30 protein-coding genes are annotated in these 24,288 nt (G+C 66.9%); 12 read left to right on the forward strand and 18 right to left on the reverse strand.

Translation table 11 applies throughout. The annotated features are described in order from the left end of the window. The first annotated feature begins 1 nt into the window (after position 1). Together recO and pdxJ are read left to right on the forward strand one after the other, a co-directional pair. Positions 2–700, forward strand: coding sequence for a DNA repair protein RecO (recO, locus tag FFS62_RS03950; protein WP_137971500.1), 699 nt, complete (start codon positions 2–4; stop codon positions 698–700). Next, entirely contained in the window at positions 693–1,439 is a 747-nt protein-coding gene (gene pdxJ, locus FFS62_RS03955) for a pyridoxine 5'-phosphate synthase (RefSeq protein WP_137971501.1), read from the forward strand. The genes recO and pdxJ overlap by 8 nt, the downstream gene beginning before the upstream one ends. A gap of 3 nt (positions 1,440–1,442) precedes the next feature. Here the strand turns inward: pdxJ and FFS62_RS03960 are convergent, their stop codons facing one another. The 6 genes from FFS62_RS03960 to FFS62_RS03985 form a co-directional block, all read right to left on the reverse strand. Further along, positions 1,443–2,198, reverse strand: coding sequence for an ABC transporter substrate-binding protein (locus tag FFS62_RS03960; protein WP_256662108.1), 756 nt, complete (start codon positions 2,196–2,198; stop codon positions 1,443–1,445). Between the two features lie 102 nt (positions 2,199–2,300). Continuing rightward, complete coding sequence (locus FFS62_RS03965; protein ID WP_137971502.1) at positions 2,301–2,858, reverse strand: magnesium transporter; 558 nt, start codon at positions 2,856–2,858, stop codon at positions 2,301–2,303. Positions 2,859–2,936: 78 nt separating this feature from the next. Beyond that, positions 2,937–3,974: a GGDEF domain-containing protein gene (locus FFS62_RS03970; protein ID WP_137971503.1), complete on the reverse strand. Its 1,038-nt coding sequence runs from the start codon at positions 3,972–3,974 to the stop codon at positions 2,937–2,939. Between the two features lie 107 nt (positions 3,975–4,081). Then, on the reverse strand, positions 4,082–4,261 hold the full coding sequence (locus tag FFS62_RS03975; protein ID WP_137971504.1) for a hypothetical protein: 180 nt from the start codon (positions 4,259–4,261) through the stop codon (positions 4,082–4,084). A gap of 97 nt (positions 4,262–4,358) precedes the next feature. Next, entirely contained in the window at positions 4,359–4,568 is a 210-nt protein-coding gene (locus FFS62_RS03980; protein ID WP_068825417.1) for a cold-shock protein, read from the reverse strand. A 167-nt stretch (positions 4,569–4,735) separates the two neighbouring features. Further along, a complete protein-coding gene (locus tag FFS62_RS03985) occupies positions 4,736–5,458 on the reverse strand; it encodes an endonuclease (RefSeq protein WP_137971505.1) in 723 nt (240 codons plus the stop codon). Between the two features lie 139 nt (positions 5,459–5,597). Between FFS62_RS03985 and FFS62_RS03990 the strand changes: the two genes are divergently transcribed. The 5 genes from FFS62_RS03990 (at position 5,598) to FFS62_RS04010 (ending at position 10,763) form a co-directional block, all read left to right on the forward strand. Next, positions 5,598–5,921: a hypothetical protein gene (locus tag FFS62_RS03990; RefSeq protein WP_137971506.1), complete on the forward strand. Its 324-nt coding sequence runs from the start codon at positions 5,598–5,600 to the stop codon at positions 5,919–5,921. Between the two features lie 94 nt (positions 5,922–6,015). After that, the gene (locus FFS62_RS03995; protein ID WP_137971507.1) at positions 6,016–6,795 is read left to right on the forward strand and encodes a PP2C family serine/threonine-protein phosphatase; all 780 of its coding nucleotides are present in this window, start codon (positions 6,016–6,018) and stop codon (positions 6,793–6,795) included. 17 nt (positions 6,796–6,812) lie between these two features. Then, positions 6,813–8,501, forward strand: coding sequence for a serine/threonine-protein kinase (locus tag FFS62_RS04000; RefSeq protein WP_137971508.1), 1,689 nt, complete (start codon positions 6,813–6,815; stop codon positions 8,499–8,501). Positions 8,502–8,510: 9 nt separating this feature from the next. After that, positions 8,511–9,371, forward strand: a complete 861-nt coding sequence (locus FFS62_RS04005; protein WP_137971509.1) for an FHA domain-containing protein — start codon at positions 8,511–8,513, stop codon at positions 9,369–9,371. A gap of 96 nt (positions 9,372–9,467) precedes the next feature. Further along, complete coding sequence (locus FFS62_RS04010; RefSeq protein ID WP_137971510.1) at positions 9,468–10,763, forward strand: phospholipase; 1,296 nt, start codon at positions 9,468–9,470, stop codon at positions 10,761–10,763. 146 nt (positions 10,764–10,909) lie between these two features. On the opposite strand, the gene FFS62_RS04015 is transcribed toward FFS62_RS04010, so the two are convergent. From FFS62_RS04015 to FFS62_RS04040, 7 genes are all read right to left on the reverse strand, one after another. Then, on the reverse strand, positions 10,910–11,761 hold the full coding sequence (locus FFS62_RS04015) for an ABC transporter substrate-binding protein (RefSeq protein ID WP_137971511.1): 852 nt from the start codon (positions 11,759–11,761) through the stop codon (positions 10,910–10,912). A 109-nt stretch (positions 11,762–11,870) separates the two neighbouring features. Beyond that, entirely contained in the window at positions 11,871–12,191 is a 321-nt protein-coding gene (locus tag FFS62_RS04020; protein ID WP_137971512.1) for a DUF2025 family protein, read from the reverse strand. A gap of 124 nt (positions 12,192–12,315) precedes the next feature. After that, a complete protein-coding gene (locus tag FFS62_RS04025) occupies positions 12,316–13,011 on the reverse strand; it encodes a polysaccharide lyase family 7 protein (protein WP_137971513.1) in 696 nt (231 codons plus the stop codon). Positions 13,012–13,191: 180 nt separating this feature from the next. Beyond that, positions 13,192–13,323 (reverse strand): hypothetical protein, encoded by a 132-nt coding sequence (locus FFS62_RS23365; RefSeq protein ID WP_256662109.1) that lies wholly within the window; start codon positions 13,321–13,323, stop codon positions 13,192–13,194. 199 nt (positions 13,324–13,522) lie between these two features. Then, complete coding sequence (locus FFS62_RS04030) at positions 13,523–13,711, reverse strand: hypothetical protein (RefSeq protein ID WP_137971514.1); 189 nt, start codon at positions 13,709–13,711, stop codon at positions 13,523–13,525. Between the two features lie 9 nt (positions 13,712–13,720). Continuing rightward, a complete protein-coding gene (locus FFS62_RS04035) occupies positions 13,721–14,422 on the reverse strand; it encodes a YebC/PmpR family DNA-binding transcriptional regulator (RefSeq protein WP_137971515.1) in 702 nt (233 codons plus the stop codon). Between the two features lie 219 nt (positions 14,423–14,641). Next, positions 14,642–15,391: a 3-oxoacyl-ACP reductase family protein gene (locus FFS62_RS04040; protein ID WP_137971516.1), complete on the reverse strand. Its 750-nt coding sequence runs from the start codon at positions 15,389–15,391 to the stop codon at positions 14,642–14,644. 115 nt (positions 15,392–15,506) lie between these two features. Between FFS62_RS04040 and FFS62_RS04045 the strand changes: the two genes are divergently transcribed. After that, complete coding sequence (locus FFS62_RS04045; protein WP_137971517.1) at positions 15,507–16,430, forward strand: LysR family transcriptional regulator; 924 nt, start codon at positions 15,507–15,509, stop codon at positions 16,428–16,430. 4 nt (positions 16,431–16,434) lie between these two features. Here the strand turns inward: FFS62_RS04045 and FFS62_RS04050 are convergent, their stop codons facing one another. After that, on the reverse strand, positions 16,435–17,277 hold the full coding sequence (locus FFS62_RS04050) for a class I SAM-dependent methyltransferase (protein WP_137971518.1): 843 nt from the start codon (positions 17,275–17,277) through the stop codon (positions 16,435–16,437). A gap of 119 nt (positions 17,278–17,396) precedes the next feature. On the opposite strand from FFS62_RS04050, the gene FFS62_RS04055 reads away from it, so the two are divergent. Then, entirely contained in the window at positions 17,397–18,455 is a 1,059-nt protein-coding gene (locus tag FFS62_RS04055; RefSeq protein WP_171016261.1) for a DUF1176 domain-containing protein, read from the forward strand. Between the two features lie 15 nt (positions 18,456–18,470). Here the strand turns inward: FFS62_RS04055 and FFS62_RS04060 are convergent, their stop codons facing one another. The 3 genes from FFS62_RS04060 to FFS62_RS23145 form a co-directional block, all read right to left on the reverse strand. After that, the gene (locus FFS62_RS04060) at positions 18,471–18,752 is read right to left on the reverse strand and encodes a peptidylprolyl isomerase (protein ID WP_137971520.1); all 282 of its coding nucleotides are present in this window, start codon (positions 18,750–18,752) and stop codon (positions 18,471–18,473) included. 94 nt (positions 18,753–18,846) lie between these two features. After that, the gene (locus FFS62_RS04065; RefSeq protein WP_137971521.1) at positions 18,847–20,802 is read right to left on the reverse strand and encodes an AAA family ATPase; all 1,956 of its coding nucleotides are present in this window, start codon (positions 20,800–20,802) and stop codon (positions 18,847–18,849) included. A 206-nt stretch (positions 20,803–21,008) separates the two neighbouring features. Further along, positions 21,009–21,146, reverse strand: coding sequence for a hypothetical protein (locus tag FFS62_RS23145; protein WP_171016238.1), 138 nt, complete (start codon positions 21,144–21,146; stop codon positions 21,009–21,011). 278 nt (positions 21,147–21,424) lie between these two features. On the opposite strand from FFS62_RS23145, the gene FFS62_RS04070 reads away from it, so the two are divergent. The 3 genes from FFS62_RS04070 (at position 21,425) to FFS62_RS04080 (ending at position 23,454) form a co-directional block, all read left to right on the forward strand. Then, on the forward strand, positions 21,425–21,682 hold the full coding sequence (locus FFS62_RS04070; RefSeq protein WP_137971522.1) for a transmembrane sensor/regulator PpyR: 258 nt from the start codon (positions 21,425–21,427) through the stop codon (positions 21,680–21,682). Next, the gene (locus FFS62_RS04075; protein ID WP_137971523.1) at positions 21,669–22,853 is read left to right on the forward strand and encodes an NnrS family protein; all 1,185 of its coding nucleotides are present in this window, start codon (positions 21,669–21,671) and stop codon (positions 22,851–22,853) included. Before FFS62_RS04070 ends, FFS62_RS04075 begins: the two co-directional genes overlap by 14 nt. A 145-nt stretch (positions 22,854–22,998) precedes the next feature. After that, the gene (locus FFS62_RS04080) at positions 22,999–23,454 is read left to right on the forward strand and encodes a hypothetical protein (RefSeq protein WP_137971524.1); all 456 of its coding nucleotides are present in this window, start codon (positions 22,999–23,001) and stop codon (positions 23,452–23,454) included. On the opposite strand, the gene FFS62_RS04085 is transcribed toward FFS62_RS04080, so the two are convergent. After that, positions 23,438–24,280 (reverse strand): class I SAM-dependent methyltransferase, encoded by an 843-nt coding sequence (locus tag FFS62_RS04085; protein ID WP_371920096.1) that lies wholly within the window; start codon positions 24,278–24,280, stop codon positions 23,438–23,440. The genes FFS62_RS04080 and FFS62_RS04085 overlap by 17 nt on opposite strands. Between the last annotated feature and the right edge of the window lie 8 nt (positions 24,281–24,288).

A 24,288-nucleotide genomic window follows, 5' to 3' on the forward strand; every position in this document is an offset into this window, starting at 1 on the left:
CATGCTCGCCAGCGCGCGTCCGGCCTTCGTCCTGCACAGTCGGCCCTACAAGGAAACCAGCGCACTGGTCGATTTCCTCACACCCGAAGGGCGATTGCGCGCGGTGCTGCGTGGCGCCCGTGGCAAGGCTGGAAGCCTGGCGCGGCCGTTCGCGCCGCTGGAGCTGGAGTTGCGCGGGCGGGGTGAGCTGAAGAATGTCGGCCGCCTCGAAGCCAGCGGCATCGCGCACTGGTTGCAGGGGCAGACGCTCTACAGCGGCATGTACCTCAACGAGCTCCTCCTGCGCCTGCTACCCGCCGAAGACCCGCATCCAGCTCTGTTCGAGCATTACGCCCTGACGCTCCAGGCCCTGGCTGCCAACCCGCCGCTGGAGCCGCTGCTGCGCGCCTTTGAATGGCGCCTGCTGGACGAGCTGGGCTATGGTTTCGCCCTGGATATCGATATTGCCGGCCAGCCGATTGCGATCGATGGCCTCTACCGTCTGCGCCCCGATGCCGGCCTGGAGGCGGTGGGGCAACTGCAGCCGGGTCTGTTTCAGGGCGCCGATCTGTTGGCCATGGCCGAGGCCGACTGGTCTTCACCTGGCGCCCTGGCTGCGGCCAAGCGCCTGATGCGCCAGGCACTCGCTCCTCATCTGGGCGGTCGACCCCTGGTCAGCCGCGAACTCTTCATGAATCTCAAGGAACCCGCTCGTGACTGAAGCCAACCGCATCCTCCTCGGCGTCAATATCGACCATGTCGCCACCCTGCGCCAGGCTCGCGGCACCCGTTATCCGGACCCGGTCAAGGCCGCGCTGGATGCCGAAGAGGCTGGCGCCGACGGCATCACCGTGCACCTGCGTGAGGACCGTCGGCATATCCAGGAGCGCGATGTACGGCTGCTCAAGGAGGTGCTGCAGACGCGCATGAATTTCGAGATGGGCGTCACCGAGTCCATGCTCGGCTTCGCCGAGAGCATTCGCCCCGAGCACGTCTGCCTGGTGCCGGAAACCCGCCAGGAACTGACCACCGAAGGTGGCCTGGATGTCGCCGGTCAGGAAGAGCGAATCAAGGCCGCCGTACAGCGCCTGGCCAAGCTGGGCTGCGAGGTGTCGCTGTTCATCGATGCCGAGGAGCGGCAGATCGAGGCGGCCCGCCGCATCGGTGCGCCAGCCATCGAGTTGCACACCGGCCGCTATGCGGACGCCCATACCCCGGAAGAGGCTGCCCGGGAACTGGCGCGCATCCGTGACGGCGTGGCCTGCGGCCTGGCCCATGGGCTGATCGTCAATGCCGGCCATGGTCTGCACTATCACAACGTCGAGCCGGTGGCGGCGATTGCCGGCGTGCACGAGCTGAATATCGGCCACGCCATCGTCGCTCATGCCCTGTTTGTCGGCTTCAAGGGCGCGGTGGCCGAGATGAAGCAGCTGATCCTGGCCGCGTCCGTTCGCGGCTGAGGATCACTCCGCGTTCAGCGCGTGCTGACGGTGGGTGCGCAAGATCCGCGCGTATTCGCCGTTTTCCTGCAGCAGGCGCAGGCCCTTGTCGAATTCTTCGATCAGCTGCTGGGCTCCCGGCCGGTTGCGCGGCACCAGAAAGTGCAGGGTATTGCTGCCGACCACCCCCTGCGACTCGCTGAAGCGTTCGGCGGCCAGCCCGGAACGATGAATGGCGCGCTCGCCGAGCAGGCTGTCGGCGACAAAGAAGTCATCGCGGCCGAGGTCGATCAGGCGTGCGCAGGTGGTCAGGTCCTGCGGCTCGTGGCGTTGCAGCGTGCCTGCCGCCAGCAGCGGTGCGAGACGGGGAGGGGGGTGCCAGCCCAGCGGCAGGCACATGCGCTTGCCCACCAGCTGTTGCAGGTCTGGCTCCAGCGGTTGCCCCGCTCTGCTGAACAGTCGCTGGGTGGTTTCGTATAGCACTGCAGAGAACAGATAGTCCGCCTGGCGCTCTGTCGTCGGCAGATAGGGGTAGGTGGCATCGAACTGACCCTTGAGCGTCGCCTGATAGCCACGCTTCCAGGGCAGCCAGGTCAGGCTGGTCTGGTGTCCCGCCTGCTGTAGGGTCTGCTGTACCAGTTCGGTGAGCATGCCGCCATTGGGCAGGTTCTGCCCGGTGAAGGGGGCATACTCGTCGCCGGTCACCAGCCTGATCGAGGCGGCGTTGGCCAGGCTGCCGAACAGCAGGCCGGCGGCCAGCGGCAGAAGCAGGCGGATCATCATGGGCGCGCAGGGGCCTTGGGTCGTGCGCGGCCGGGGTGGCCGCCCACCTATTCTAGCCCAGCATGAAGTGGCGGGCCGCAGCGGCCCGCCTACCAGATCTCACATCATGCGGCGGAACTGGTGCCAGCGGTGCTGCAGGCCCACCGCCCAGCCCGGGCTGGCTGGGCCGGTGCCGGCGAGCTCCAGGCCTGGGTGGTGCGCCACCACCTGGCTGAGTATCGGCTCCTGGGCTGGGCTGACATCGACGAAGAACAGGTGCTTGCCTTCGTGCAGGCGGTCGGCGAAGCGGCGGAACGCGCTGTTGGGCTGCTGCATGCCGAACAGGCTGCCTTCCCAGATGCTGAAGCCGAGCAGTACCACGGCGAGGAAGACGAACGGAATCCAGCCTGCCGGTGTGGCAGCCCAGTCGTTCAGCCAGGCCAGCAGCAGTACCAGTACTGCCAGGGCGATGCCGATCAGGCTGCCGATCGAGCCGGAGTGGACCACATCCTGTTTGAGGATCGATGGCACCTCGTTCAAGTGCTGGTGCTGTTCCACTGCCGCGTCCTGCTCGCTCAGCACGTGAATCTGCTCGGTATTGATGCCGCGAGCCTCCAGCTCGCCTTCCAGGTTCTCCAGATCGTCCAGGTTGTCACTGATGTAGTAGTGCCGGTTCATGGCATACCTCCCACCTTCTGCTTGGCGGTCCCCCGGCCGGCCGGTGTTCAGGTCGACGTTGACCTGGTTACATTTTAGTCAGTGGCTGGGAGTGAGGTTGACCGTCGGGCGGTCGATGATGGTGCGGTCACGACCGCTGCTCTTGGCCTGATACAGGCATTGATCGGCGCGTTGCAGCCAGTGGCTCCAGGGCTCGTCGTCGCGCAGCAGGGCGCCGCCGATAGACATGGTGACCGGTCCGCCGGGCCCGCGTAGGTTGTCGCGGACCGTCGCCAGCAGGTTCTCTGCTGCCGATTCGAGGCCCTCCGCATCGGTGTCCGGGAGCAGCAGGAGGAATTCCTCGCCGCCGAAGCGGAACAGTCGATCCTCCTGGCGCGAGCAGGCCTTGATCAGCTTCACGTACTCGATCAGCACCTGATCGCCGGCCTGGTGACCATAGAGGTCGTTGATCTGTTTGAAGTGGTCCAGGTCCATGGCCAGTGCGCCGTAGCTGCGGCCATGACGGCGCTTGCTGGACACGGCGATCTTCAGTTCCTCGTTCATGGCTCGGCGGTTGCGCGCGCCGGTCAGCGGATCCTGGATGGCCAGCAGCTGCAGCTGCTCGCGCTGGATGCGGGTGCGGTAGGCGAAGATGAAGGTCAGCACTCCGGCCATAGCGTTGGTGACCAGGAAGGAGATCATCTGGTAGTTGCTTTCGAACACGCTGCCGGGCACCCACAGCGCGTGGCCTACCAGGCCTGCCAGCACCAGCAGGGTGGCGGCGATGGCCTTGCCGGGCGAGACCATGAAGAAGTTGAAGAGGATCAGCGGGTAGATCCAGAACAGGCCGTTGACGCCGAGGTTGATGGCGATCAGCGTGGAGCCCACGGAAAACACGCCGGCCAGGTACAGGCCGGGCTTCTCCGTGTCACCGGTGCGCCAGGCGTAGACCACCGCCGAAAGGGTGGAGAGCACGATCACGGCATCGGCGATGCCGACCAGGAGATTGCCGTGCAGCAGGCGATAGACCGCATAGGGTGAAATGCCGAGCACGCCGATGATGCCCATCAGGGTGATGATGGACAGCTGGAAGTCGTTACGCAGTCGCTTGAGCATCAGCGCGGCTCTCTGGCTCATGGCCCATTTCATTGTTATGGACCAAGGATGCAGGGCTTTGCTCGTATCGGCAAGGAACTGTTAGGCAAAGTGCCAGTATCGTTGCGCTTACCGAATTGCCGCGGAAATTACTTCTTGCCGAGGCTGATCTGGCGGCTGGGGGCCCAGGATTGTCCGCTCACGCCCTTGGCGATCTGCTGGATCTCACCGCCGGATTTGAGGAAGGCGGCGACTTGGGCTTCGAGGGATTCGCTGGTTTCCGAAGCCGGCTGCGGCTTGGGCTGCTGGGTGGACTTCTTGACTCGCATGGTTCCCCCTCGAGGAATGATTGGCTACGCGGGGCGCAGCGAAGTAACAGGGATAAAAAAACCGGCCCGAAGGCCGGTTCTTTGGACGTCGTACAGATCAGATGACCTGGACTTCGTCAGCTTGCATGCCTTTCTGGCCCTGGACGGCGATGAAGGAAACCTTCTGGCCTTCCTGCAGGCTCTTGAAGCCGGTGCTCTGGATCGAACGGTAGTGAACGAACAGATCAGCACCGCTTTCCGGAGTGATGAAGCCGAAGCCTTTCTCGTCGTTGAACCACTTGACGGTGCCGGTTTGACGTGCGGACATGGAAAATCTCCTTGAACAAAGTTAACACGGCGCTGGAACAGCCCAGGCCATGACTGAGTGCAAAGAGTAAAGAAACCGAGGGGGGTTGGACCGAGATCTAAACCGGTCGATTTGCGGTGACACATGCAGCACAGTCCCGCCACCTTACAGGCACCGCGCTGATTTACCTAATCATTTCTGCCTTTTCCGGTAAACGGTGCCGGGCAACGGCGCAGATCGGCGGCGCCGACGAAGGGGTTGCTCCAGCCCATCACGCAGGCGATACGCTGGTTGCGCTGGCGTTCCCAGGCTTCGACCGGATAGTTCCTGCTCCAGGCCTCGAACAGCCGGCGTTCCTGGCGCGACAGCTGCAGGCCATAGCGCTGGCTCATGTAGAAGTAGGTGCGGGCGATCATGCCGCGCACCTTGGCACGTGGCATTGCCTTGCGCGCCTGGAAGTCCACCACCATCGGGCAGGCACCGTACTGGTCCGGCTGTTGCGGCAGCCAGGCGAAGGGCAGGTTGCTGCGATCACCGTTGAGCTCGCCGATGCTCGGCACCAGATTGAACAGGTCGGCTTCGGCGCGGCGGAAGGTCTCGTCGCTGCGCGCGCAGTGCTTGCGTCCACCCTGCTGCCAGCAGCGCCGCTGGTGACCGATGACCCAGGCCGGCACCAGGTGCTCCCACTCGATGCGGGCGGCGCGTTGCGGATTCTTGCGAGGCTGGTAGCCGCAGCTCTTCAGGTTCACCCGATTGCCGCTGTAGCGACAGCCGCAATAGAACTCCACCGACTGCTGAGCGTAAAGCTGCCAGGCGATCTTCTTGGCTTCGCTGAAGGTGCGTGGTGGCGCGGCAATTGCGGGCAGGGCGAGAAAGCAGGCGAGCAGCAGCAGGGCAAAGCGCTTGGGCATGAATACGGCATCCCGGAAAAAGCGCCGCATCATACCGATCGGGAAGTGCCTGCCAATCGTGGCACGGCGCTGGCCAGGGCTACTCGCCGGGAGCCTTGGGGCGTAGCATCGAGGCTATCGATCGACGAGGAGAAACCTCATGCGAACCATTCTGTTGCTGCTGGCCGCCGCACTCAGTGGCGCGGCGCTGGGCGCCGAGCCGGTGCGCCGCGAGATTCCCATCGAGTATGTCAGCCCCGGTGCCTCCGGTAGCGTCAGCTCTTCCAGTCGCAGCCAGAGCTACGACGTCTATGGAGGCCATGCAGTGCCTAGCCAGGGCTATGGCCGCCAGGTGCAGATCATCCAAGGCGGCTCGAGTGTGCAGCAGAGCGGCGGCATTCGACAGAGCATCGAGTACCCCGGTGGCATCGAGGTGCAGCGGTATCCGGGGCAGAACAGCTACGAAGTGCAGCGCAGCCGCTGACGACTGCTTAACAGTTCGCGCGCTTCGGGCTGACAGTCTCGGCTCGGCGCAGCATCATGCACGGCAGTGCAGATTCAGAAGGTAGCCAGCAGTCATGTCGATGCAGTCCCTGGGGTTCGCGGCGCAGAGCGTCTCGGGTCGGGTTCGAGGGCATAACGAAGACGCCGTGCTCTGCCTCCCCGAGCTTGGTCTGTGGGCAGTAGCCGATGGCATGGGTGGCCACGAGTGCGGCGAAGTGGCCAGCGCCATGGCCCTGGACACCCTGCGCCAGGCCATTTCGGCAGGCGGCGACCTGGAGGCGGCGATCCACGCGGCCAACCAGGCGATCCTCGATGCGGTGCAGGAAGACGGCGGCCGGCGCATGGGCAGCACGGTGGTGGCCGCGCGCTTCTTCGACAGCGAGTTCGAGGTGGCCTGGATTGGCGACAGCCGCGCCTACCGCATCAGCCTGGACGGCATTGCCCGTCTGACCCGCGACCACAGCTGGGTGCAGGCGATGATCGACGCCGGCGAGCTGAGCGTCGAGGAAGCCCGTCAGCATCCACGCCGCAACATCGTCACCCAGTGCCTGGGGCAGAACGAACAGGCCCTCGAAGTCGGCCGGGTGCAGGGCAGCCTGGCGCCCGGCGAACTGCTGCTGCTGTGCAGCGACGGCCTGACCGGCGAGCTGAACGATGAGCAGATCCAGGAGGTCTGTGCTGGGGCGGCGACCCTCGATGATCTGGTCGAACAGCTGATAGGGCTGGCCAATCAGCTGGGCGGCAAGGACAATATCTCCTGCATCGTGCTGGGGCGCAGCATGGCCGAATCGACCGAGATCGACGCCAAGCCCCGCAACTTCCTCAGCCGTTGGCTCCATTCCCGCAAGCACTGAATGATCGACGCACATCCATGAGCACCACTCTGCTTGAAATCCCCGGCTACCGGGTGCACGGCCAGTTGGGCAAAGGCGGCATGGCCGAAGTCTTCCTGGCTACCCAGGAATCGCTGAGCCGCAAGGTGGCGATCAAGGTCCTGCGCAGTGCCGAGGACGAGGCCTTCAGCAAGCGCTTCATCCAGGAAGCGCACATAGTCGCCTCGCTCAACCATCCGTCGATCATCACCATCCATGACATCGACCGCCTGGCCGATGGTCGCTACTACCTGGCCATGGAGTTTCTACCCGGCGGCGACCTGGCACGGCACAAGGGCGAACTGTTCGCTCCCGAGCGCGCGCTGCAGATCATCCGCGAGGTCGCCAGCGGCCTGGCGGTGGTACACGACAAGGGCCTGGTGCACCGCGACGTGAAGCCGGCCAACGTGCTGTTCCGCAGCAACGGCACGGCGGTGCTCACCGACTTCGGCGTGGCCAAGGACCTGGACATCGACAGCGAGCTGACCCAGTTCGGCGTCGCCGTCGGCAGCCCCGCCTATAGCAGCCCCGAGCAGGCCCAGTGCCAGCCGCTGGACGCCCGCAGCGACATCTACAGCCTGGGCGTGATCCTCCTGGAGCTGCTCACCGGCAGCAATCCCTATCGCGGCGGCAATTACACCCAGACCGTGGTCAACCACGTGCAGATGGAGCCGCCACCACTGCCCGACAGCCTCGGCGCCTTCCGCGGCCTGCTGGCGCGCATGCTGGCCAAGAAGCCGGACGAGCGCTTCGCCGATTGCCGCGCGCTGCTAGCCGCACTGGACGAGATGGAGCTGAGCGACCTGGAAGAGACCCAGCTACGCCCGGCCCAGCCGGTCAGCGAGCCGGTTGCCGTGGAGGCGCCAGCGCCGCGCAAGCGTCGCTCGGCCATGCCTCTGCTGATAACGCTGAGCGTGCTGGTGCTGATCGGCACCCTGACCTCGGCCGGCCTGTACATCAAGGAGCAGCGGCAGATCGACGCGCTGCTGGCCGAGGCCGAGCAGCGCTTCACCGCCGGCCAGCTGATTGAGCCCGCGCAGGACAGCGCCGAGCACTACTTCAACCAGGTGCTGGCGCTCGATGACGACAGCGACGAGGCCCTGGCCGGCCTGCAGCGCATCCGCGAGGCGCGGATCAAGGTGTTCACCGACCTCGCCGAGCAGCGCCTGACCGATGGCCTGCTGACCGAGCCGGCCGAGGACAGCGCCGACTACTACTACCGCCAGGCCCTGGCCATCGACCCGCAGCACGCCACCACGCTGGCCGGACTGCAGCGCGTGCTGGACGCGCACATCGCCCGCTACCTGCAGCTGGCCGAGCAGAGCATCGCCGACAAGCGCCTGCTGCTGCCCGAGGAGGACAGCGCGGTGTATTACTACCGGCAGATCCTCGGCTGGGCCCCGGACAACGCCGACGCCCTGGCCGGGCTCAGCCACGTGGCGCAGCTGTACCGCGACCTGGCCAGCGCCGCCTACCGGCGCAGCGACTTCCCCGGCGCCCTGGCGATGATCGATCGCGGCCTGGAAGTGGAGCCGCAGAACGCCGAACTGCTGCAGATGCGCGGCGAACACGAACAACTGCTCGGCGAGGCCCGTGCCGCCCGAACACGCGCCGCCGCGGCCCAGGCCGAGCGCGAGCGCAACAGCAACCCGATCAAGCGGGCCTGGAACAACATCTTCGGCCAGTAGGACCCAGACATGCTCAAGCTGCACTTCAAAGACAGTCGCCAGGCCCCGGTCTGGCTGGTGGAGGAACGCTTCACCCTGGGCCAGGACCGGCGCAACAACCTGGTCCTGGAGGATGCCGGGATCAACGCCTTCCATGCGGAAATCCGCCAGGACGGCGGCCTCTACTACATCAGCGACTGCGACAGCGAGCTGGGCACCTTCGTCAACGACGAGCGCATCGGCAGCCGCTACCAGCTGCGTTCCGAGGATCGTGTGCGCCTGGGCGAGGTCGAGCTGCTGCTGGTCGACCCGGGCAAGGCCAAGTCCCATGCCGAGGCCAGCCAGCGCTGGTTCCTCCAGGTGATGCAGGGCGAGCACGAGGGCAAGAAATTCCACGTCAGCGGCTCGATGACCTTCGGCCGTTCGGTCAAGTGCGAGCTGTGCTTCAGCGATGCCCAGTTGTCGCGCCGCCACTGCGAGTTCTTCCTGCGCGACGACGTGCTGGAGGTCAAGGACCTGGCCTCGGCCAACGGCGTGCTGATCAATGGCGAGAAGAGCGCCGCCGCCGTGCTCAAGCCCGGCGACCAGGTGCGTATGGGCTCGGTGATCCTGCTGGTGATCGGGCCCAAGGTGGATGCCCAGGCGGTGGAGGAGGAGAGCGAAGACGCCACGGTGTTCGTGCGCGCCGTCGACCTGCCCACGCCCAAGGCCAAGCCCCAGGCGCGGCCGGCGAGCAGCGCCGCCCCCACGGCCAACCCGCTGCGCGCCGCCGCACGCGCCCAGGCCGCCCCGGCGCCCGCCACCAAAAGCGGTAGCGGGGCGCTGCGCGTCGCCCTGGTGATCGGCGTGCTGCTGATCGTCGGTGGGCTGGCCGCTGCCGCGCTGCTCTGATGCCCGATCGGTGAGTGCCGCTGGCGCAGCCTGACAGTGTCTGGCGCCGCTGGCGGGGTTAGCCTTGGCCGATTCGCCTCACGCATCGGAGTAGCCGTGAAGTCACTCGTTCTGCTGTCCTGCGCCGGCCTGCTGGTCGGCCTTTCCTCCCATGCCCTGGCCTGGTCCAACCACTCGCTGGGCAGCCTGCTGGCTCTGCGCGAGATGCCCGAGCTGCGCCAGGAGGTGGCGGTGGAGCCGCTGGAAGCCTTCCTCGCCGACCAGGCGCCGGCCATCGAACGTCTGCTTGACGAGCAGGAGCGCTACGCCCGCGAGCATTTCTCCTACTATCCGGCGCGCCCGGAGGAGCTGCGCTGGCAGGCGGCCGCTGGCGGTGATCGGCGCAGTGCCTTCCTCCAGGCCCTGCGCGTCAATCCGGAGATCAAGCTGGCCAGCTTCATCCAGCAGCTGCCGGGACAGGATGCCGGTGGTCGGCCGCTGCTGGGCGGCGAGGACGTGCTGGTGTTCCACAAGGTCGGTCCCTGGACCCACTGGCGCTACCTGGGGCTGAAGGATGGCGAGAAGGTCGCGGCCCTGCAGGTGGTGGCCAGCGCCGCCGACGAGCCGGACTACGGCCACGACATCAACCTGTTCAGCGACAACCCCGGCGCCGTCGGCCAGCGCTACAACTTCGGTCCGCAGCCGTTCGGCGATGCGCGCTTCGAATACTCCTCTCAGGCGCCGTTTCATATCGGCTACTACCACGAGTCGGCGCTGATCTTCGCCGCCGCGCCCTACCTGGGGCAGACCCTGCCGCACTGGCGCGTGTACCAGTACAGCGGCCTGGCGCGCCTGGCCTTCGCCAGTGGTCATCCGTACTGGGGCTATCGCTTCCTCGGCTGGGCCATGCACTACCTGCAGGACCTCACCCAGCCGTACCACGCCAGCGTGCTGCCGGGCGTGGATACCAGCGGCATGGTGCTGATCGCGGCCAAGGCCGAGGCCGGCTACCCCGAGGACCGCGAGGCGGCGATCAAGCGCGTGGCCGACCGCCATACCGCCATCGAGCAGTACCAGTTCGATCGCATGCAATCGTTGCTGACGGCGGGCCAGGCGCAGCATCCGCTGCTCACGGCCTATGCCGAACGCGATGGCGATGCCGACTATCCGGCCTTCGACGTGGACTACGCGGCCCAGGTGGTGGCGGCGGAGTCGCATGAGCGCGCCGGCGAGCTCGATGCGCTGATCGGCGAGTGGCTGGCCCGCGGCGATACCGCCAAGGGCTTCAGCGAGGGCAACCGCCTGCAGGCGGTGGAGCCCGATCCGGCCCTCGAGGCGCTGCTGGTGCAGCTGTTCCGCCACTTCGGGGCGCACAGCCGCAACGCGCTCAGCGGCACTGTGCCCAGGCAGTAGGCGTGAGAGCCTGCTTACGATCTTCTGAATTAGAGCCAGACAAGGCAAAAACGGCCGAGGAAGCGCAGTTTACGAGCTGTAAATGAGCATTCCGAGGCCGCTTTTAACGCCGTATGGCCGACAGTCAGGAGATCGTAAGCAGGTTCTTAGGGGCGATACCACAGCTCGCGGCGTTGCAGCGGGGTCTGCGGCGGCAGCAGCGGATTGTCCAGCTCGATGATCTGGCGCTGCTGCAGCGCGACGCGGCGCAGGTCGGCGCCGTGGTACTGCTGGAACACCCGCTCGAAGGAGCCATCGGCCAGGGCCAGCTCCAGGCCCTGGCGCACGGTTTCCGCCAGCTGCGGAGCGTGCGGCGAGAAGAAGAAATACAGCGCGGTGGGGTAGTGCAGCGCCAGATGGCTGTCCGCGACCAGCGGGCGCTGCCGGTTGTGCCGTAGCTCGTCCTCCACCTCCAGCACGGCCCGCGGGAAATAGTCGAAGCGCCTGGCCTCCAGCATCAGGAACAGGCTCTCGTAGCTGGAGCTGACTTCCACCCGCAGGCCGTGGCCGCGCAGGATGTCGGTATCCGGCCAGTCGTGGCCCTGGCCGGCGCGCAGCCGGCTCAGGTCGTTCAGGGTGCGCACGCCTTGCAGCAGGTTCGGCTGGTCCGCTCGCAGCAGGGCGATGCGCCAGCCGTACAGACCCTTGTCCAGCGGAATGCGCACCGGCAGCAGGCGTCGCTCACGCTCCAGGCTGGTCATGGTCCACACCACGTCGACCGCCTCGCCCTGTTCCAGGCTGAGCAGGGCGCGCTGCTGTTCCATATGGTGCTGCGAGGGGACGATGCGCAGGCTGCTGCCGACCTTGTCCAGGGCCAGCTGCAGCTGCGCCAGCGGATAGGCTGGGCGGAACTCGTCGCCGACTGGCGCGCGCGGGTAGCGCAGCACGCCTTCTGCGGCCAGGCAGGGCGCGGCGCTCAGCAGCAGGGCCAGCAGCCAGGTCAGACGCCGCACAGGCATCGATTGCAATCCTTTCAATCGTGGGCGATGCGCGCCGGCGCATCCTTATGGTGCGCGCATTATGCCAGCCCGGGTGGCCCGCGCCGACTGCAGTGGCCCGTGGGGCCGCTCAGGTGCGGCGGCGCTCGGCGATGATCTCCGGCAGGTCGCTGCGGCGCAGGTACACCAGCAGCGGCTCTGAGATGTTCAGGCGCTCGTCGATACGCTGTTCCAGCAGCAGGCCAAGGCGCTCACGGCTGAGGGTCATCAGCGCGCCCTTGAGCGGCTGCCAGACGAACTCGGCGCAGGGCTGGATGCTCTCTTCGGTCACGTCGAGGCCGAAGGAGTCCTCGCTGAAGCGCACGATGTGCTGCTCGCTCTTGGCGTTGTAGCCGACCAGGCCCTGCAGGGCTTCGGCGGCGGCGCAGATGGTGGACGATGTAATGCTCATGCAAACCTCCTGTGGATGTTGTCGAGGATTGCGCGCAAGGAGCTGTAGCTATTTTTGCCGGCCATCCTAGCCAATGGTCGTGGCGGCGCCTTGCTCTGGATCAAGCCTGGCGCCGACGCTGCGGTTACGGCTTCCGGTGCTCGATATCGAGGTGGTAGAAGGTCGCGCGGCCCCCCTCGGCGCTGCTTCCGGAGTTGTCCTGGGCATAGGTGCCGGCCTTGAAGTAAAGAAGCTGTCTGCTCCAGCTGGAGGCGATCTGCCGGTGGTAGGCACCATTGTCCTCGTCGCTGTACACGGCGATGGCCAGGCGGCCGCTAGGGGTGAGGCGCAGGCGATAGGCGAAGCGCTCGTCGAGTGTCACATCGTTCACCAGCATGACGTTCTGCACGTGCTTATCGTCGGGATGCTTGCGCACCAGGGCCTCGATGCTGCCGCTGTTGAGCTCGGGGCGGTAGTGATACTGCAGCTTCACCAGTGGCTCGCCGACATCGCCGGGTCGGTTGATGCTGTGGATCTGGCCGATCACCAGCTTGTTCTTGCTCGGCACCTGGTTGACCGTCAGCTCGGCGCTGAGGAGGTTGTCGGCGTCGCCGTGGTGCCAGTTGCGCAGCTCGCCGTTGGGCCAGGTTTCGCGCAGCTCGCTGCGTGGGTAGCGGGAGTTCTCGGTGGAGGAGCCGGTGACCGGCACCCAAAAGCGCACGCTGCTGTTCTGCGGGCGGAAGTACTGGCTGCTGTAGCCCTTTTTGAGGCGTTCGGTAGTAATCACCGTGGCCGATTCGGTGGCGGGAATGGTCAAGTTCCAGGTAGTCAGGTCGAGCATCGGGTCCCCCTTGCAGTAAACGTAACGGTCGGGGTTCCGACCCGTCTACGCCGGGAAGTTCAGCGTTGCGCTTGATTCTGGACGAATGGCTACTGGCGCCTGGCCAGGCCTCTGCCTGGGGGCACTCGGCTTTCTGCGGGGCTGAAACGAAGCACCCGGCGCTGGCCGGGTGCGAGAGGGTTAGCTGGATGGGGCGTGGCTGCCGAGCAGGGTGGTGCCGGATTTCTTGCTGCGCTTGGCCATGCGTTTTTCCTGGGAGGTCTTGAGAGGCTTTTTCTTCGCCTCTTTGTGTCTATCCAGACCTTTGCTCATGGTGGAGTCCTCCGAAAATGGCGATTCAGTTTGAATGGCATGCTTCGACGGTCATCTCCACCTCCCAGACTGAGCCAGCCTGATCCGTACACTGCTTAGAGCATAGTCGCGAAGTGCGCGGGTGGTTCGGTCGTGCGTCGCCAGGCTTTGCGCTGGGCGACAAGGGCGCAGCTAGCCGTGTGCGGCGATACGCAGAGGCTTACGGAGTATTCAGGCGCTGCAGCTCACGGCGCACCATGGCTGCGTATTCGGGCGGGGTGAGGCGGTACAGCTCGGCCGCTACCCAATCCAGCCAGCGCGCGCCGAGGTTGGCGCGTTCTGCCAGCAGGCGCCGGGCTTCTGCCTCGGCGCGTGCGGCGTGTTGCTGGTGGAACTGGCTGCGGCTCACGCGCGGCGATTAGCCGGCAAGGCCGACGTAGACGTTCTGCACGTCGTCGTGGTTGTCGAGAGCTTCGAGGAAGGCTTCGACTTCTTCCATCTGCGCGTCGCTCAGGCCGCTCACCGGGTTCTTCGGGATGTAGCCGATCTTCGCCGAGTTGACGGTGAAGCCATGCTCCGGCAGCGCCTTGCACACGGCGTCGAGGTCGGTCATCTCGGTGATGAACAGGGTGTCGCCTTCCTCGGCCGGCTCGAAGTCCTGGGCACCGGCTTCGATGGCGGCCAGCTCCGGGTCGGCACCGCTGTCAGTGGAGGCTTCGATCATGCCGACGTGGCTGAAGTCCCAGGTCACCGAACCGGAAGCACCCATCTGGCCCTTGCGGAACAGCACGCGGATTTCCGCCACGGTACGGTTCAGGTTGTCGGTCAGGCACTCGACGATCACCGGCACCTGATGCGGGGCGAAGCCCTCGTAGGTGGTGCGCTCGAAGTTGACGGTCTCGCCGAGCAGGCCGGCGCCTTTCTTGATGGCGCGCTCCAGGGTGTCCTTGGGCATCGAGGCTTTCTTGGCCGCGTGGACGGCGACGCGCAGCTTGGCGTTGGTGTCCGGATCGGCGCCGTTACGGGCGGCGACCATGATCTCCTTGACCAGGCGGCCGAAGATTTTGCCCCTGGCGTTGGCTGCGGCTTCTTTAGGTTTGGCTTTCCACTGTGCGCCCATGGCGGTGTTCTCGCTGGCTGCGTCTGACGGAGCCCCGCATGTGCGAGGCGAATTGAGGGGGCAGATTCTAGCGGGTTGCCGCGTCTGTTCGCCATCGGGGGAGGTCGACGCCTTTGCCAGGATGCTTGGGTGAAAGCGATGGCCAGGTCCAGCAGGGTTGAGGGGCAATGCAAGAAACCCCGTGCACGGCAGGCCGGCACGGGGTTATCGGATGGCAGATCAGGCGGCGAAGCCGCCGTCGATCAGCAGGTTGGCGCCGGTGATATAGCCAGCTTCCGGGCCGGCCAGGTAGGCGACGAAGCTGGCGATTTCCTCGACCTGGCCGTAGCGCCCGACGGCCATCATCGGCTTCAGCGAAGTGGCGAAGTCGGTGTTGTCCGGGTTCATGTCGGTGTCCACCGGGCCCGGCTGCACGTTGTTGACGGTGATGCCGCGCGGGCCGAGGTCGCGAGCCAGGCCCTTGGTCAGGCCGACCAGGGCGGACTTGCTCATGGCATAGACGGCGCCGCCGGCGAAGGGCATGCGGTCGGCGTTGGTGCTGCCGATACTGATGATGCGCCCGCCGTTGCCCATGTGCCGGGCGGCTTCCTGGGTGGCGATCACCACGCTGCGCACGTTCACCGCCAGGGTACGGTCGAGGTCGTCGATGCTGAATTCCTCGATGGGCGCGATGGCCAGCACGCCGGCGTTGTTGACCAGGATGTCGAGGCGGCCGTAAGTGCGCACCGCTTCGCCGATGGCGCCACGGATTTCCTGCTCGCTGGCGCTGTCGGCGCGGATCGCCAGGGCGCGGCCGCCGGCGGCTTCGACTTCGGCGACCAGCGCGTTGGCGCTGGCTGCGGACTGGCTGTAGGTGAAGACCACGGCGGCGCCTTCGCGGGCCAGGCGTTTGACGATGGCGGCGCCGATGCCGCGGGAACCGCCCTGGATGAAGGCGACTTTGTCTTGCAGGTTGAGAGTCTGGTTCATGGTCTGTGTCTCCGAGTGAGGTGGGGTTGCTGGAGACGAGTATCTGCCGCTGATTGAATTCTGATTAGTCGGTATTTCTGCGTTTCTTTCGATACTAAAGGTTTATAGTTGGCGCATGGATACGCTCAATTGCATCGAATGTTTCGTCCGTAGCGCAGAGGCCGGCAGCTTTGCCGAGGCCGCGCGGCGTCTGGGTCTGACGCCGGCGGCGGTGGGCAAGAACGTGGCGCGCCTGGAGGCGGAGCTGAAGGTGCGGCTGTTCCAGCGCAGCACCCGCAGCCTGTCGCTGACCGAGGCCGGCGAGCGCTTCCTGAGCGAGTCGGCAGGCGGGTTGAACGACCTGAAGGCGGCCATGGCCAATCTGGCCAGCCGCCAGGGCCAGCCTGCCGGGGTATTGAAGGTGAGCATGGGCAATGCCTTCGGCCGCTACTACGTGATGCCGCTGCTGCCGGAATTCCTCGCCCGCTATCCCAGCGTGCAGCCGGATTTCCACTTCGACAACCGCCCGGTGGACCTGATTGCCGAAGGTTTCGACGCGGCCATCGGCGGCGGCTTCGAGCAGGCGCCTGGCGTGGTGGCGCGCGAGCTGGCGCCGGCGCACCGGGTGCTGCTGGCTTCGCCGGCCTACCTGGCCGAACGCGGCCAGCCGCGCGAACCGGGCGAGCTGGCAGAGCACGACGGCATTCTGATCCGCGCGGCGCAGACCGGTCGCATCCGCTCCATGCTGCTGCGCAATCGCGAGGGCCAGCAGGCCGGCATCGAGCTACGCCCGCGGCTGGTCATGGGCGATCCGGAGGCCGCCTGCCAGGTCGCGCTCATGCACCTCGGCATCTGCCTGGTGGCCATGCCCCACGCGCTGCCGCACCTGCAGGCCGGCACGCTACAGCGGGTACTGCCGGACTGGTACGTGGACACCGGCATCATCTCCATCCACTTCGCCGCGCAGAAACTGCTGCCGCACAAGACCCGGGTGTTCATCGATTTCCTGGTCGAGCAGTTCCGTGTTCAGGGACTGGACCGGCGCTTCTCGGCGCGCTGATCACTCAAGGCCTCGGCCCGCTCGGTTTGACGAACAGCAGGGTCATGCGGTCGGGCTCGCCGATCTTCTCGTACTTGCTGCGCTCCTCGGCGCCGCCCTTGAGGTGGGGCGGCAGGCTCCAGGCGCCGTTGGGGTGGTCGCGGGTGTCGCGCGGGTTGGAGTGCATCTGCTCGATGGTGGCGAGGACGAAGCCGGCATCCTTGGCCCGGCCGATCACATGGTCGGTGGGCAGGTAGCCGCTGCCCTTGGTCTGTTCCAGGGTGGCGTTCTTGGCACCCCGGTAGGCGGTGATACCGAGTTTGCCGCCGGGTTTGAGCACCTGGTAGATGGCGCTGAACATCGCCTTCTCGCCGCCGGCCTCTGCCCAGTTGTGCAGGTCGTCGAAGCTCACCACCAGATCGACCGACTCCGGCTCGCCGAACTTGGGCGCCTGCGGGTCGAATTCGATGATGCGGGCCTTGTCGAAGCGCTTGGCATCCTGCTCGAACTTGTTGCGCAGCGCGCTGGCGGCTTCGCGCTGCTCGGCATCACCGCTGCTGGACAACGCCGCACTGTACTGGCCGCGCTCGCGCAGCAGCGGGGCGAGGATCTCGCTGTACCAGCCATCGCCGGGGCCGACTTCGATCAGGGTCTGGGTCGGCGACAGGTCGAAGAAACGCAGGGTCTCCATCGGTCGGCGATCGGGGTCGCGCAGGCGATGCTCGGGGGAGCGCCAGTCGCCGGCGAGGATGGCGTGGTACTGTTCATCCTTGATCTGGCCAGTGCTGTCGAGCGGTTCGTCGGCGGCGTACAGCGGGGCGCAGATGGCGAGTAGCAGGGCGGAGAGGCAGGGCAGTCGGCGAGTCATGGAAGAGTCCTCGGCAAGGTACTTCCTAACTTGCGACCGGCGAAGCGGGCGGAACGCTCAACCAGTTTTCGCCGCGGCTGTGCCAAGCTGCTGCATCAGGCCATGTGCAAGGAGCCGTCATGCCCGCTTCGTTACGTCTGTTACCCCTGTGCCTGCTGGCCTGCGTCGCCCAGGCCGCGCCCGAGCCCGAGCCCGAGGATGTACCGCTGTATCGCGAGATCAAGGACTGGGTGGTGGCCTGCGACAACCGGCGCAGCTGCCAGGCCCTCAGCGCCGGCCAGACCAGCGACTACAGCGCGCTGCGGCTGGTGCTGCAGCGTGACGCCGGCGCGGCGGGCCAGCCGCGGCTGCGCCTGGTGTATGCCGGCCAGACCCAGTACTTCCCGCTGCTGGCGGACGAGCGGCTGCTGCCCGATGCGCTGACCAACGCCCTGCAGTTGGTGCCGGCCGAGAAAGAGTTGATCCTGGAAGCCCAGGGCGAGACGGCGCGGGGTCTGCTGGGCGAGCTGCGCAACGCCGGGCGGCTGCGCATGGCGGTGGATGGCGACGAGGAGGTGGCGGTGTCACTGAGCGGCCTGTCCGCCGCGTTGCTGCTGATGGACTCGGTACAGGGCCGCCTGGACACCCGCGGCGCGCTCTATCGCCCTGGCGTCCGCGCGGACTCCGAAGTCCCGCCGCCACCGCCGGTGGCGAAGCTGCCTGCCTATCCCGGAACCACACCCATGCCGGCCGACGAGGCCGAGCGCATCGTGCAGGCGGTGTTGCAGGCGACCCGTGATCCGCAGCAGGAAGAGGAAATGGGCGAGGCTCCCGTGGGCGAGGCCTTCGCCTTGAGCCCGAGCGAGGCGCTGGTGCTGGTGCGCAGCTGGTGTGCGGCCTACAACTGCGAGTACTCGCTGTACCGGCTGCAGCGTAAGCCGCCCTTCCAGGAAGTGGAGTTGCGCCTGGATCCGCTACCGCTACAGGGCAGCGAGCCGACCGGCTGGGTCGCCTACGACGCGCAGACGGGAATCCTGCAATACCGGGTGAAGGCGCGGGGCGTGGGGGATTGCGGCGAAGCCGGCAGCTGGCGCTTCGATGGCGAGCGCTTCCGCGTACAGTCCTACCAGCTGATGTCGCGCTGTGCGTCGGGCAACCCGGGAGAGTGGCCGACGTTGTGGAGGGTGGCGGAGGACTAGCCTCCGCCGGATGCATTAGTCCTGGCGCGCAGTGACTTCCACCAGGTGGTAGCCGAACTGGGTCTTGACCGGGCCCTGGACTTCGCCGACCGGGGCGCTGAACACCACCTGGTCGAACTCGCGCACCATCTGGCCGGGGCCGAAGGTGCCGAGGTTGCCGCCGTCGCGGCTGGACGGGCAGGTGGAGTTATCCTTGGCCACCTGGGCGAAGTCGGCGCCGCCCTGGATGGCGGCTTTCAGTTCATTGCACTTGGCTTCGCTGGAAACCAGGATGTGACGGGCAGTGGCGCGGGCCATGGGAATTACCTCCAGTTGAAGAGGCGCAGAGCCTAACGCAAACGGCCCGTCCATGGCACGCCCGGCGCCGGGCGGTGCCGGGTTGTCGACCACCTCAGGCCATGCCCGGGCCGGGTTGCGGTTCCTCCACCGCCAGGTCGAAGAACGGATCGAGCTCGACCATCGGGCTGGCGGCGACCCGCTCCAGGTGGCAGGGGCGGGCGGGATGCGGACGAGGCGCGGCGAGCGGATCGTCGAGCAGCGCGCGTACCGCTTCCAGCACTTCCTCGCCGGCCACCGTTTCCTCCTCCAGCAGGCGCCGGGTGATGTGCTCCAGTGCCGGGCGCAGACGTTGCAGCAGGGCCAGGCAGTCGCGGTCGAGGTCCTGCAGCAACTGGTCGGCGGCCGCCAGTGCTTCGCGCGGGTCGCTGTCCAGATGCGCCTCGCGTACCGCCTGCAGGCTCAGCAGCGAGCCGTTCGGACCCATGCCCAGGGCGGCGACCATGGACAGGGCCAGCTTGCTGGCCTCGTGCAGGTCCTGGCCGGCGCCGGAGGAGATCTCGGCGAAGTGCAGGCGCTCGGCGCCACGGCCGGCCAGCAGCATCTGGATGCGTGCGCGCAGCTCTGACTCCAGGTGCAGGCGCTTGTCCTCCACCGGGGTGACCAGGGTCACGCCCAGGGCCTGGCCGCGCGGCAGGATGGTGACCTTTTCCACCCGCCCGCAGTTGAGCGCGGCGGCGACGATGGCGTGGCCGGCCTCGTGCACGGCGATGCGCGTGCGCTCGGCCTCCGACAGGGCGCTGACCCCCAGCGGCTGCTCGCCGATGCGGCAGGTTTCCAGGGCCTCCACGCAGTGGCGCATGCTCACCTGGGCGGAGCGCCCACGGGCGGCCAACAAGGCGGCGTGGTTGACGATGTAGGCGATGGCCGCCGGGGTCAGGCCGACGCTGTTGCGCGCCAGCAGGGCATGGTCGATGTCGTCGGCGGCCTTGATCTTGCCGACGTACAGGCGGAACAGCTGCTCGCGATCGCCCAGGCTGGGCAGGCCCACGGCGATATTGCGGTCGAAGCGACCCTCGCGCAGCAGGGCCGGGTCCAGCGAGTTGGGGAAGTTGGTGGCGCCAAGCACCAGCACGCCGCTGTCGGCGGCGAAACCGTCCATCTCGGTGAGGAACTGGTTGACGATGCGGTTGGCCTCGGCGTCGCTGGCGCGGCTCTGCTCGCCGCGGCGGCCGATGCCGTCGATCTCGTCGATGAACACGATGCACGGCGCATGCTTGCGCGCGGTGCGGAACAGCGTCTTGACCTTGTGGATGCCGACGCCGAAGTACATCGACGAGAAGTCGCTGCCGGTGACCTGGATGAAGTGCGCGCCGCACTCGCCGGCCAGGGCCTTGGCCAGCTGGGTCTTGCCGGTGCCGGGCTCGCCGGTCAGCAGCACACCCTTGGGCGGCCGCGCGCCGAGGGCGGCGAAGGCGGCCGGGTCGCGCAGGTAGCTGGTGACGTCCTGCAGGGCCTGCTTGGCCTCGCTGGCGCCGATCACGTCGGCGAAGCGGATGCCGGTGTTGTGCTTCAGCGCCTGCTGCGGGCGCAGCTTCCACACGCCGAAGCCGGCACCGAGCAACAGCAGCAGAATGAACGGCCACTGGCTCTGCAGCTCGCGGTACCAGGGCGCCTCGCCGTCGGTATCGAACAGGCCGATGGGGAACAGCGCGGCGCCGCTGCCGTAGTCGCGCAGGATCATCTCGCCGATGCGCCCGGATTGGTCGGCCAGCCAGTAGCGCCGGCCATCATGGGTGGAGACGTACACCGCCTCGTCGCTCAGGGCGGCGCTGGCGATGCGCCCGCCGCGCATGTCGCCGACCAGGGTGGAGAGGTCGCGGCGGTTGGCGGTCCAGGGCGCGGTGGAGCGTTGCAGTTCGACCAGCATGACGGCCGAGACGTCGCCGGCAGGCGGCGTGGTCGGGCGGATCGACTGCCAGTAGCCGACGGCGACCATGGCGAGCAGGGCGATACAGAGCGAAACACCACCGAGCAGGCGGCGGTGACGGTGGATAAATCGTTTGGTCATGGCGATCCCGGAGTGCAGTCATACAGCGCCCACGAGTGGGCAATCCAGGCGGCATCGAGCTCCGCTCGCGAGAGGCCGCTGCAATAGCAGCGATTCGGCACGCGAGCGGATTATCGGCATCGGCCACGGCGGTTTAAGCGATCAGGGACGAGCGGGTATACCGCCGGTCGATCTAGCGAAGCGGCAGTGCGGCAAGCGCAGCGGCTCTACAGCGGCCCCGGTTCGGGGATGGGGGCGGGCAGCGGGGCGACTTCCTCGAGGTTTTCCAGCACTTCCTCGGGCAGTTCCTCGGAGCTGGCGTCTGGCTCGGCTGCTGGGTCCGGGGTGGCTTCGTCGTCGGCCATGACATGGGCTCGTTGAGTGGCTACCTGGGATTGGGGTTCGCTGGCGCTGGTAAGTTCCTACGGCGTAGGGTTGCGAGAGAACTGGATGAGTAGCCCAAATCCGGTTTCGATGCAGTCAAGATGACAGCTTGCAGTCATCTTGACCGCGAATGCCTGCGTGTCATTCGAACACGTAGATTTCAATTGTCTGAAAATAATAAGAAAAATGACTGGCACGCTTCCTGATACATCCAGGGCAAAGGGGACCTATCGCCCCCGCTCTCCAGGGAGACACCGTCATGATCGAGTTCCTCAGCTGCCCGAAAAACGTTCTGCGTGTATCCACTCAACTGCTGGTCGCCGGTTTGGTGATCCTGCTGGCCGGCATCGGCGCCGGCTACGGCATGGAGGGCCAGCTCAGCATCCCGGCGCTGGTGGTCGCCCACTCCGGCGTGGTGATCGGCCCGACCATGCTGAAGATCGGCTACGTGATGCGCCTGATCGCCCAGCACTACATGCGCAAGGCTGGCTGGGAGGCGAACTGTGCAGTTGCTTGATCGCCACGCCGCACTGGCCATCGCGCCGCTCTGGCGCCTGGGCTTCCGGCCCTTCTTCCTCGGCGGCGCACTGTTCGCCCTGATCGCCGTGGCCTTGTGGGGCGCGTCGCTGTCCGGCCACGCTAGCCTGCAACCGCTGGGTGCCCTGCTGGCCTGGCACCGCCACGAGATGCTGTTTGGCTTCGGCCTGGCGATCATCGCCGGCTTCCTGCTCACCGCCGTGCAGACCTGGACCGGGCTGCCCAGCCTGTCCGGGCGTCCACTGATCGCGCTGTTCGCCATCTGGGCTGCCGGGCGCCTGGCCTGGTTCCTGCCGCTACCCATGGTCGCGCTGGTGGCTATCGAGCTGGCCTTCGCCCTGGCCCTGCTGTGGGCCTTTGGCCGCCTGGTGTTCAAGGCGCGGCAGAAGCACAACGCGCCAATCGTCCTGGTACTCGCGCTGCTCGCCGCCTGCCAGACCCTGTCCCTGTATGGCGTGAGCCTGGGCGACGATGCCCTGCAGCGACGCGGCGCCCTAGCTGCGCTGTGGCTGGTGGCGGCGCTGATGGGCATCATCGGCGGGCGGGTGATTCCGTTCTTTACCCAGCGTGGCCTGGGCCTGGCCAGCCAGGCGCCAGTTAGCCCCTGGCTGATGTGGAGCCTGCTCGGCGGCTCGCTGGCCATCGCCGCACTCACCGCCGCCGGGCTGAACCTGCAGCCGCGGCCACTGCTGGCGCCGCTGTTCCTGCTGGTGACCGCTCTGCACGGCCTGCGCCTGTGGCGCTGGTACGAGCCGGGCATCTGGCGCGTGCCGCTGCTTTGGTCGTTGCACCTGGCCTATGCCTGGATGGCCGTGGCGGCGCTCGGCATGACCCTGTGGCACCTGGGCCTGGTGCAGCAGCCGAGCCTGGCCAGCCATGCGCTGGCAGTGGGTGCCATGGGTGGATTGATCCTGGCCATGCTGGCGCGCGTCAGCCTCGGCCATACCGGCCGGCCGCTGACGCCGCCGCCAGCCATCGCCTGGGCCTTTGCCCTGCTACACGGGGCAACGCTGTGCCGCGTGCTGCTGGCTGGTTTCAGTGTCTACGGCCTGTGGCTGGCCGCCGCTGGGTGGTGCCTGGCGTTCGCCCTGTTCCTGCGTCACTACGCGGCTATGTTCTGGACGGCGCGGGTGGATGGCCATCCGGGCTGAGACGGCAAGGCCTTGCCCGCGACGGCAAGGTCTTTCCTGTCCAGCGTGTCGGGAAAGTCAGTCGAAGCCAGTACACATGGGGCCTGCGGCGGTCTGGCCCGCATTCTGCTTACGAAGGGGCAACGGACTTCAGCAGGGAACCGCCATGACCACCATCAGCAACAACTCGCCGCTGGCCAGCTACCTCGCCAGTGGTGGCAAGGCCGCCACTGCCGCCACACCGGCCAGCCAGGAAAAGCCCGCCGAGAGCACCAAGGATCCGATCGCCGAGCTGCGCAGCCTGGCCCGGCAGATGGTCACCCGCAGCGAGGGCGGTCTGCTGCGGGCGCTGCATGGTGGCAGCGGCCCGCAGCTGGCCAGCGATCGCGCCTCGTTGAATCCCAACCTGAACGGCGACAGCACCCAGATCGAGCTGCCGGATGTGGCCACGCTGGATCGCGAGGACGCCGCCAAGCTGCTGGTGCAGGTGAACAAGCTGATCGACGCGGGCCTGGGCGACAGCAAGGCCTTCACCGGCAGCAACGGCGACAAGAGCACCGACTCGCTGACCACCTACCGCGACTGGTTGCAGGAGAAGGGCGGCATCAGCATCTACGTCTGATCGCCTGCAGGGTGTAGCTCAGCGGCACGCGCTCCCGCCCGCTGCGCAGTCGCCATTCGTCGCCCTCGCCGAGGAGCATCTGTCCGGGCAGGGCCTCCCAGGGGATGCTGTCGTGCTCCTCCAGCCCGCTGATGTCCAGGCCGTGGCGCAGCAGCGCGGAGATGATCTCGCCGAGCCCGTGGTTCCATTCGTGGGTAACAGTGGCGTTCAGCGTCTGGTCGGTCTGCACATAGGTGCTGTCGTCGTCCCACACCATGGGCTGCGCCTGCTCGAAGTAGGGATGGCGGATCACCAGCTGGTCCTGGCAGTCCTCGTCCAGGCAGAACAGCAGCGGGTGGCCCTCGCGCAGGAATAGGCGCCCGCCGGGCTTGAGCAGGGCGGCGACGTTGCGTGCCCAGTCGTCGATGCGCGGCAGCCAGTTCAGCGCGCCGATGCTGGTGTACACCAGGTCGAACGAGGCGGGCGCGAGTACCGTGGCGGCGTCGTACACCGAGGCCTCGACATAGTCGATGGCGGTGCTGCAGCGCGCCGCCAGCCGGCGTGCCTGCTGCAACGAGGCGGGGGAGAAGTCCAGGCCGGTCATGCTCGCGCCGAGACGCGCCAGCGACAGGGTGTCGGTGCCGATATGGCACTGCAGGTGTACCGCGCGCAGGCCGGCGATATCGCCCAGGCGCGGCAGGTCGAAGCGCACCACGGCGGACAGATGCGCGGGCTGGGCGACGAAGCGTTCGGCCTGGTAGTCCGGAGAGGCGGCGTGCAGGTCGGCGCGCTCGTCCCAGTTGGCCCTGTTCAGCGCGAACGAGTTCAGGTCGGGGGACTTGTCCATGGCGGCAC

The sequence above is a fragment of the Pseudomonas sp. F(2018) genome, from assembly GCF_005508865.1.
Lineage (GTDB): Bacteria > Pseudomonadota > Gammaproteobacteria > Pseudomonadales > Pseudomonadaceae > Aquipseudomonas.

Bases quoted from the DNA above. Each gene is read 5' to 3' on its own strand.
- recO (WP_137971500.1), top strand. From the start codon at position 2: ATGCTCGCCAGCGCGCGTCCGGCCTTCGTCCTGCACAGTCGGCCCTAC.
- FFS62_RS03960 (WP_256662108.1), bottom strand. From the start codon at position 2,198: ATGATCCGCCTGCTTCTGCCGCTGGCCGCCGGCCTGCTGTTCGGCAGC.
- FFS62_RS03965 (WP_137971502.1), bottom strand. From the start codon at position 2,858: ATGAACCGGCACTACTACATCAGTGACAACCTGGACGATCTGGAGAAC.
- FFS62_RS03970 (WP_137971503.1), bottom strand. From the start codon at position 3,974: ATGAGCCAGAGAGCCGCGCTGATGCTCAAGCGACTGCGTAACGACTTC.
- FFS62_RS03975 (WP_137971504.1), bottom strand. From the start codon at position 4,261: ATGCGAGTCAAGAAGTCCACCCAGCAGCCCAAGCCGCAGCCGGCTTCG.
- FFS62_RS03980 (WP_068825417.1), bottom strand. From the start codon at position 4,568: ATGTCCGCACGTCAAACCGGCACCGTCAAGTGGTTCAACGACGAGAAA.
- FFS62_RS03985 (WP_137971505.1), bottom strand. From the start codon at position 5,458: ATGCCCAAGCGCTTTGCCCTGCTGCTGCTCGCCTGCTTTCTCGCCCTG.
- FFS62_RS03990 (WP_137971506.1), top strand. From the start codon at position 5,598: ATGCGAACCATTCTGTTGCTGCTGGCCGCCGCACTCAGTGGCGCGGCG.
- FFS62_RS03995 (WP_137971507.1), top strand. From the start codon at position 6,016: ATGTCGATGCAGTCCCTGGGGTTCGCGGCGCAGAGCGTCTCGGGTCGG.
- FFS62_RS04000 (WP_137971508.1), top strand. From the start codon at position 6,813: ATGAGCACCACTCTGCTTGAAATCCCCGGCTACCGGGTGCACGGCCAG.
- FFS62_RS04005 (WP_137971509.1), top strand. From the start codon at position 8,511: ATGCTCAAGCTGCACTTCAAAGACAGTCGCCAGGCCCCGGTCTGGCTG.
- FFS62_RS04015 (WP_137971511.1), bottom strand. From the start codon at position 11,761: ATGCCTGTGCGGCGTCTGACCTGGCTGCTGGCCCTGCTGCTGAGCGCC.
- FFS62_RS04020 (WP_137971512.1), bottom strand. From the start codon at position 12,191: ATGAGCATTACATCGTCCACCATCTGCGCCGCCGCCGAAGCCCTGCAG.
- FFS62_RS04025 (WP_137971513.1), bottom strand. From the start codon at position 13,011: ATGCTCGACCTGACTACCTGGAACTTGACCATTCCCGCCACCGAATCG.
- FFS62_RS23365 (WP_256662109.1), bottom strand. From the start codon at position 13,323: ATGAGCAAAGGTCTGGATAGACACAAAGAGGCGAAGAAAAAGCCTCTC.
- FFS62_RS04035 (WP_137971515.1), bottom strand. From the start codon at position 14,422: ATGGGCGCACAGTGGAAAGCCAAACCTAAAGAAGCCGCAGCCAACGCC.
- FFS62_RS04040 (WP_137971516.1), bottom strand. From the start codon at position 15,391: ATGAACCAGACTCTCAACCTGCAAGACAAAGTCGCCTTCATCCAGGGC.
- FFS62_RS04045 (WP_137971517.1), top strand. From the start codon at position 15,507: ATGGATACGCTCAATTGCATCGAATGTTTCGTCCGTAGCGCAGAGGCC.
- FFS62_RS04050 (WP_137971518.1), bottom strand. From the start codon at position 17,277: ATGACTCGCCGACTGCCCTGCCTCTCCGCCCTGCTACTCGCCATCTGC.
- FFS62_RS04055 (WP_171016261.1), top strand. From the start codon at position 17,397: ATGCCCGCTTCGTTACGTCTGTTACCCCTGTGCCTGCTGGCCTGCGTC.
- FFS62_RS04060 (WP_137971520.1), bottom strand. From the start codon at position 18,752: ATGGCCCGCGCCACTGCCCGTCACATCCTGGTTTCCAGCGAAGCCAAG.
- FFS62_RS04065 (WP_137971521.1), bottom strand. From the start codon at position 20,802: ATGACCAAACGATTTATCCACCGTCACCGCCGCCTGCTCGGTGGTGTT.
- FFS62_RS23145 (WP_171016238.1), bottom strand. From the start codon at position 21,146: ATGGCCGACGACGAAGCCACCCCGGACCCAGCAGCCGAGCCAGACGCC.
- FFS62_RS04070 (WP_137971522.1), top strand. From the start codon at position 21,425: ATGATCGAGTTCCTCAGCTGCCCGAAAAACGTTCTGCGTGTATCCACT.
- FFS62_RS04080 (WP_137971524.1), top strand. From the start codon at position 22,999: ATGACCACCATCAGCAACAACTCGCCGCTGGCCAGCTACCTCGCCAGT.
- FFS62_RS04085 (WP_371920096.1), bottom strand. From the start codon at position 24,280: ATGGACAAGTCCCCCGACCTGAACTCGTTCGCGCTGAACAGGGCCAAC.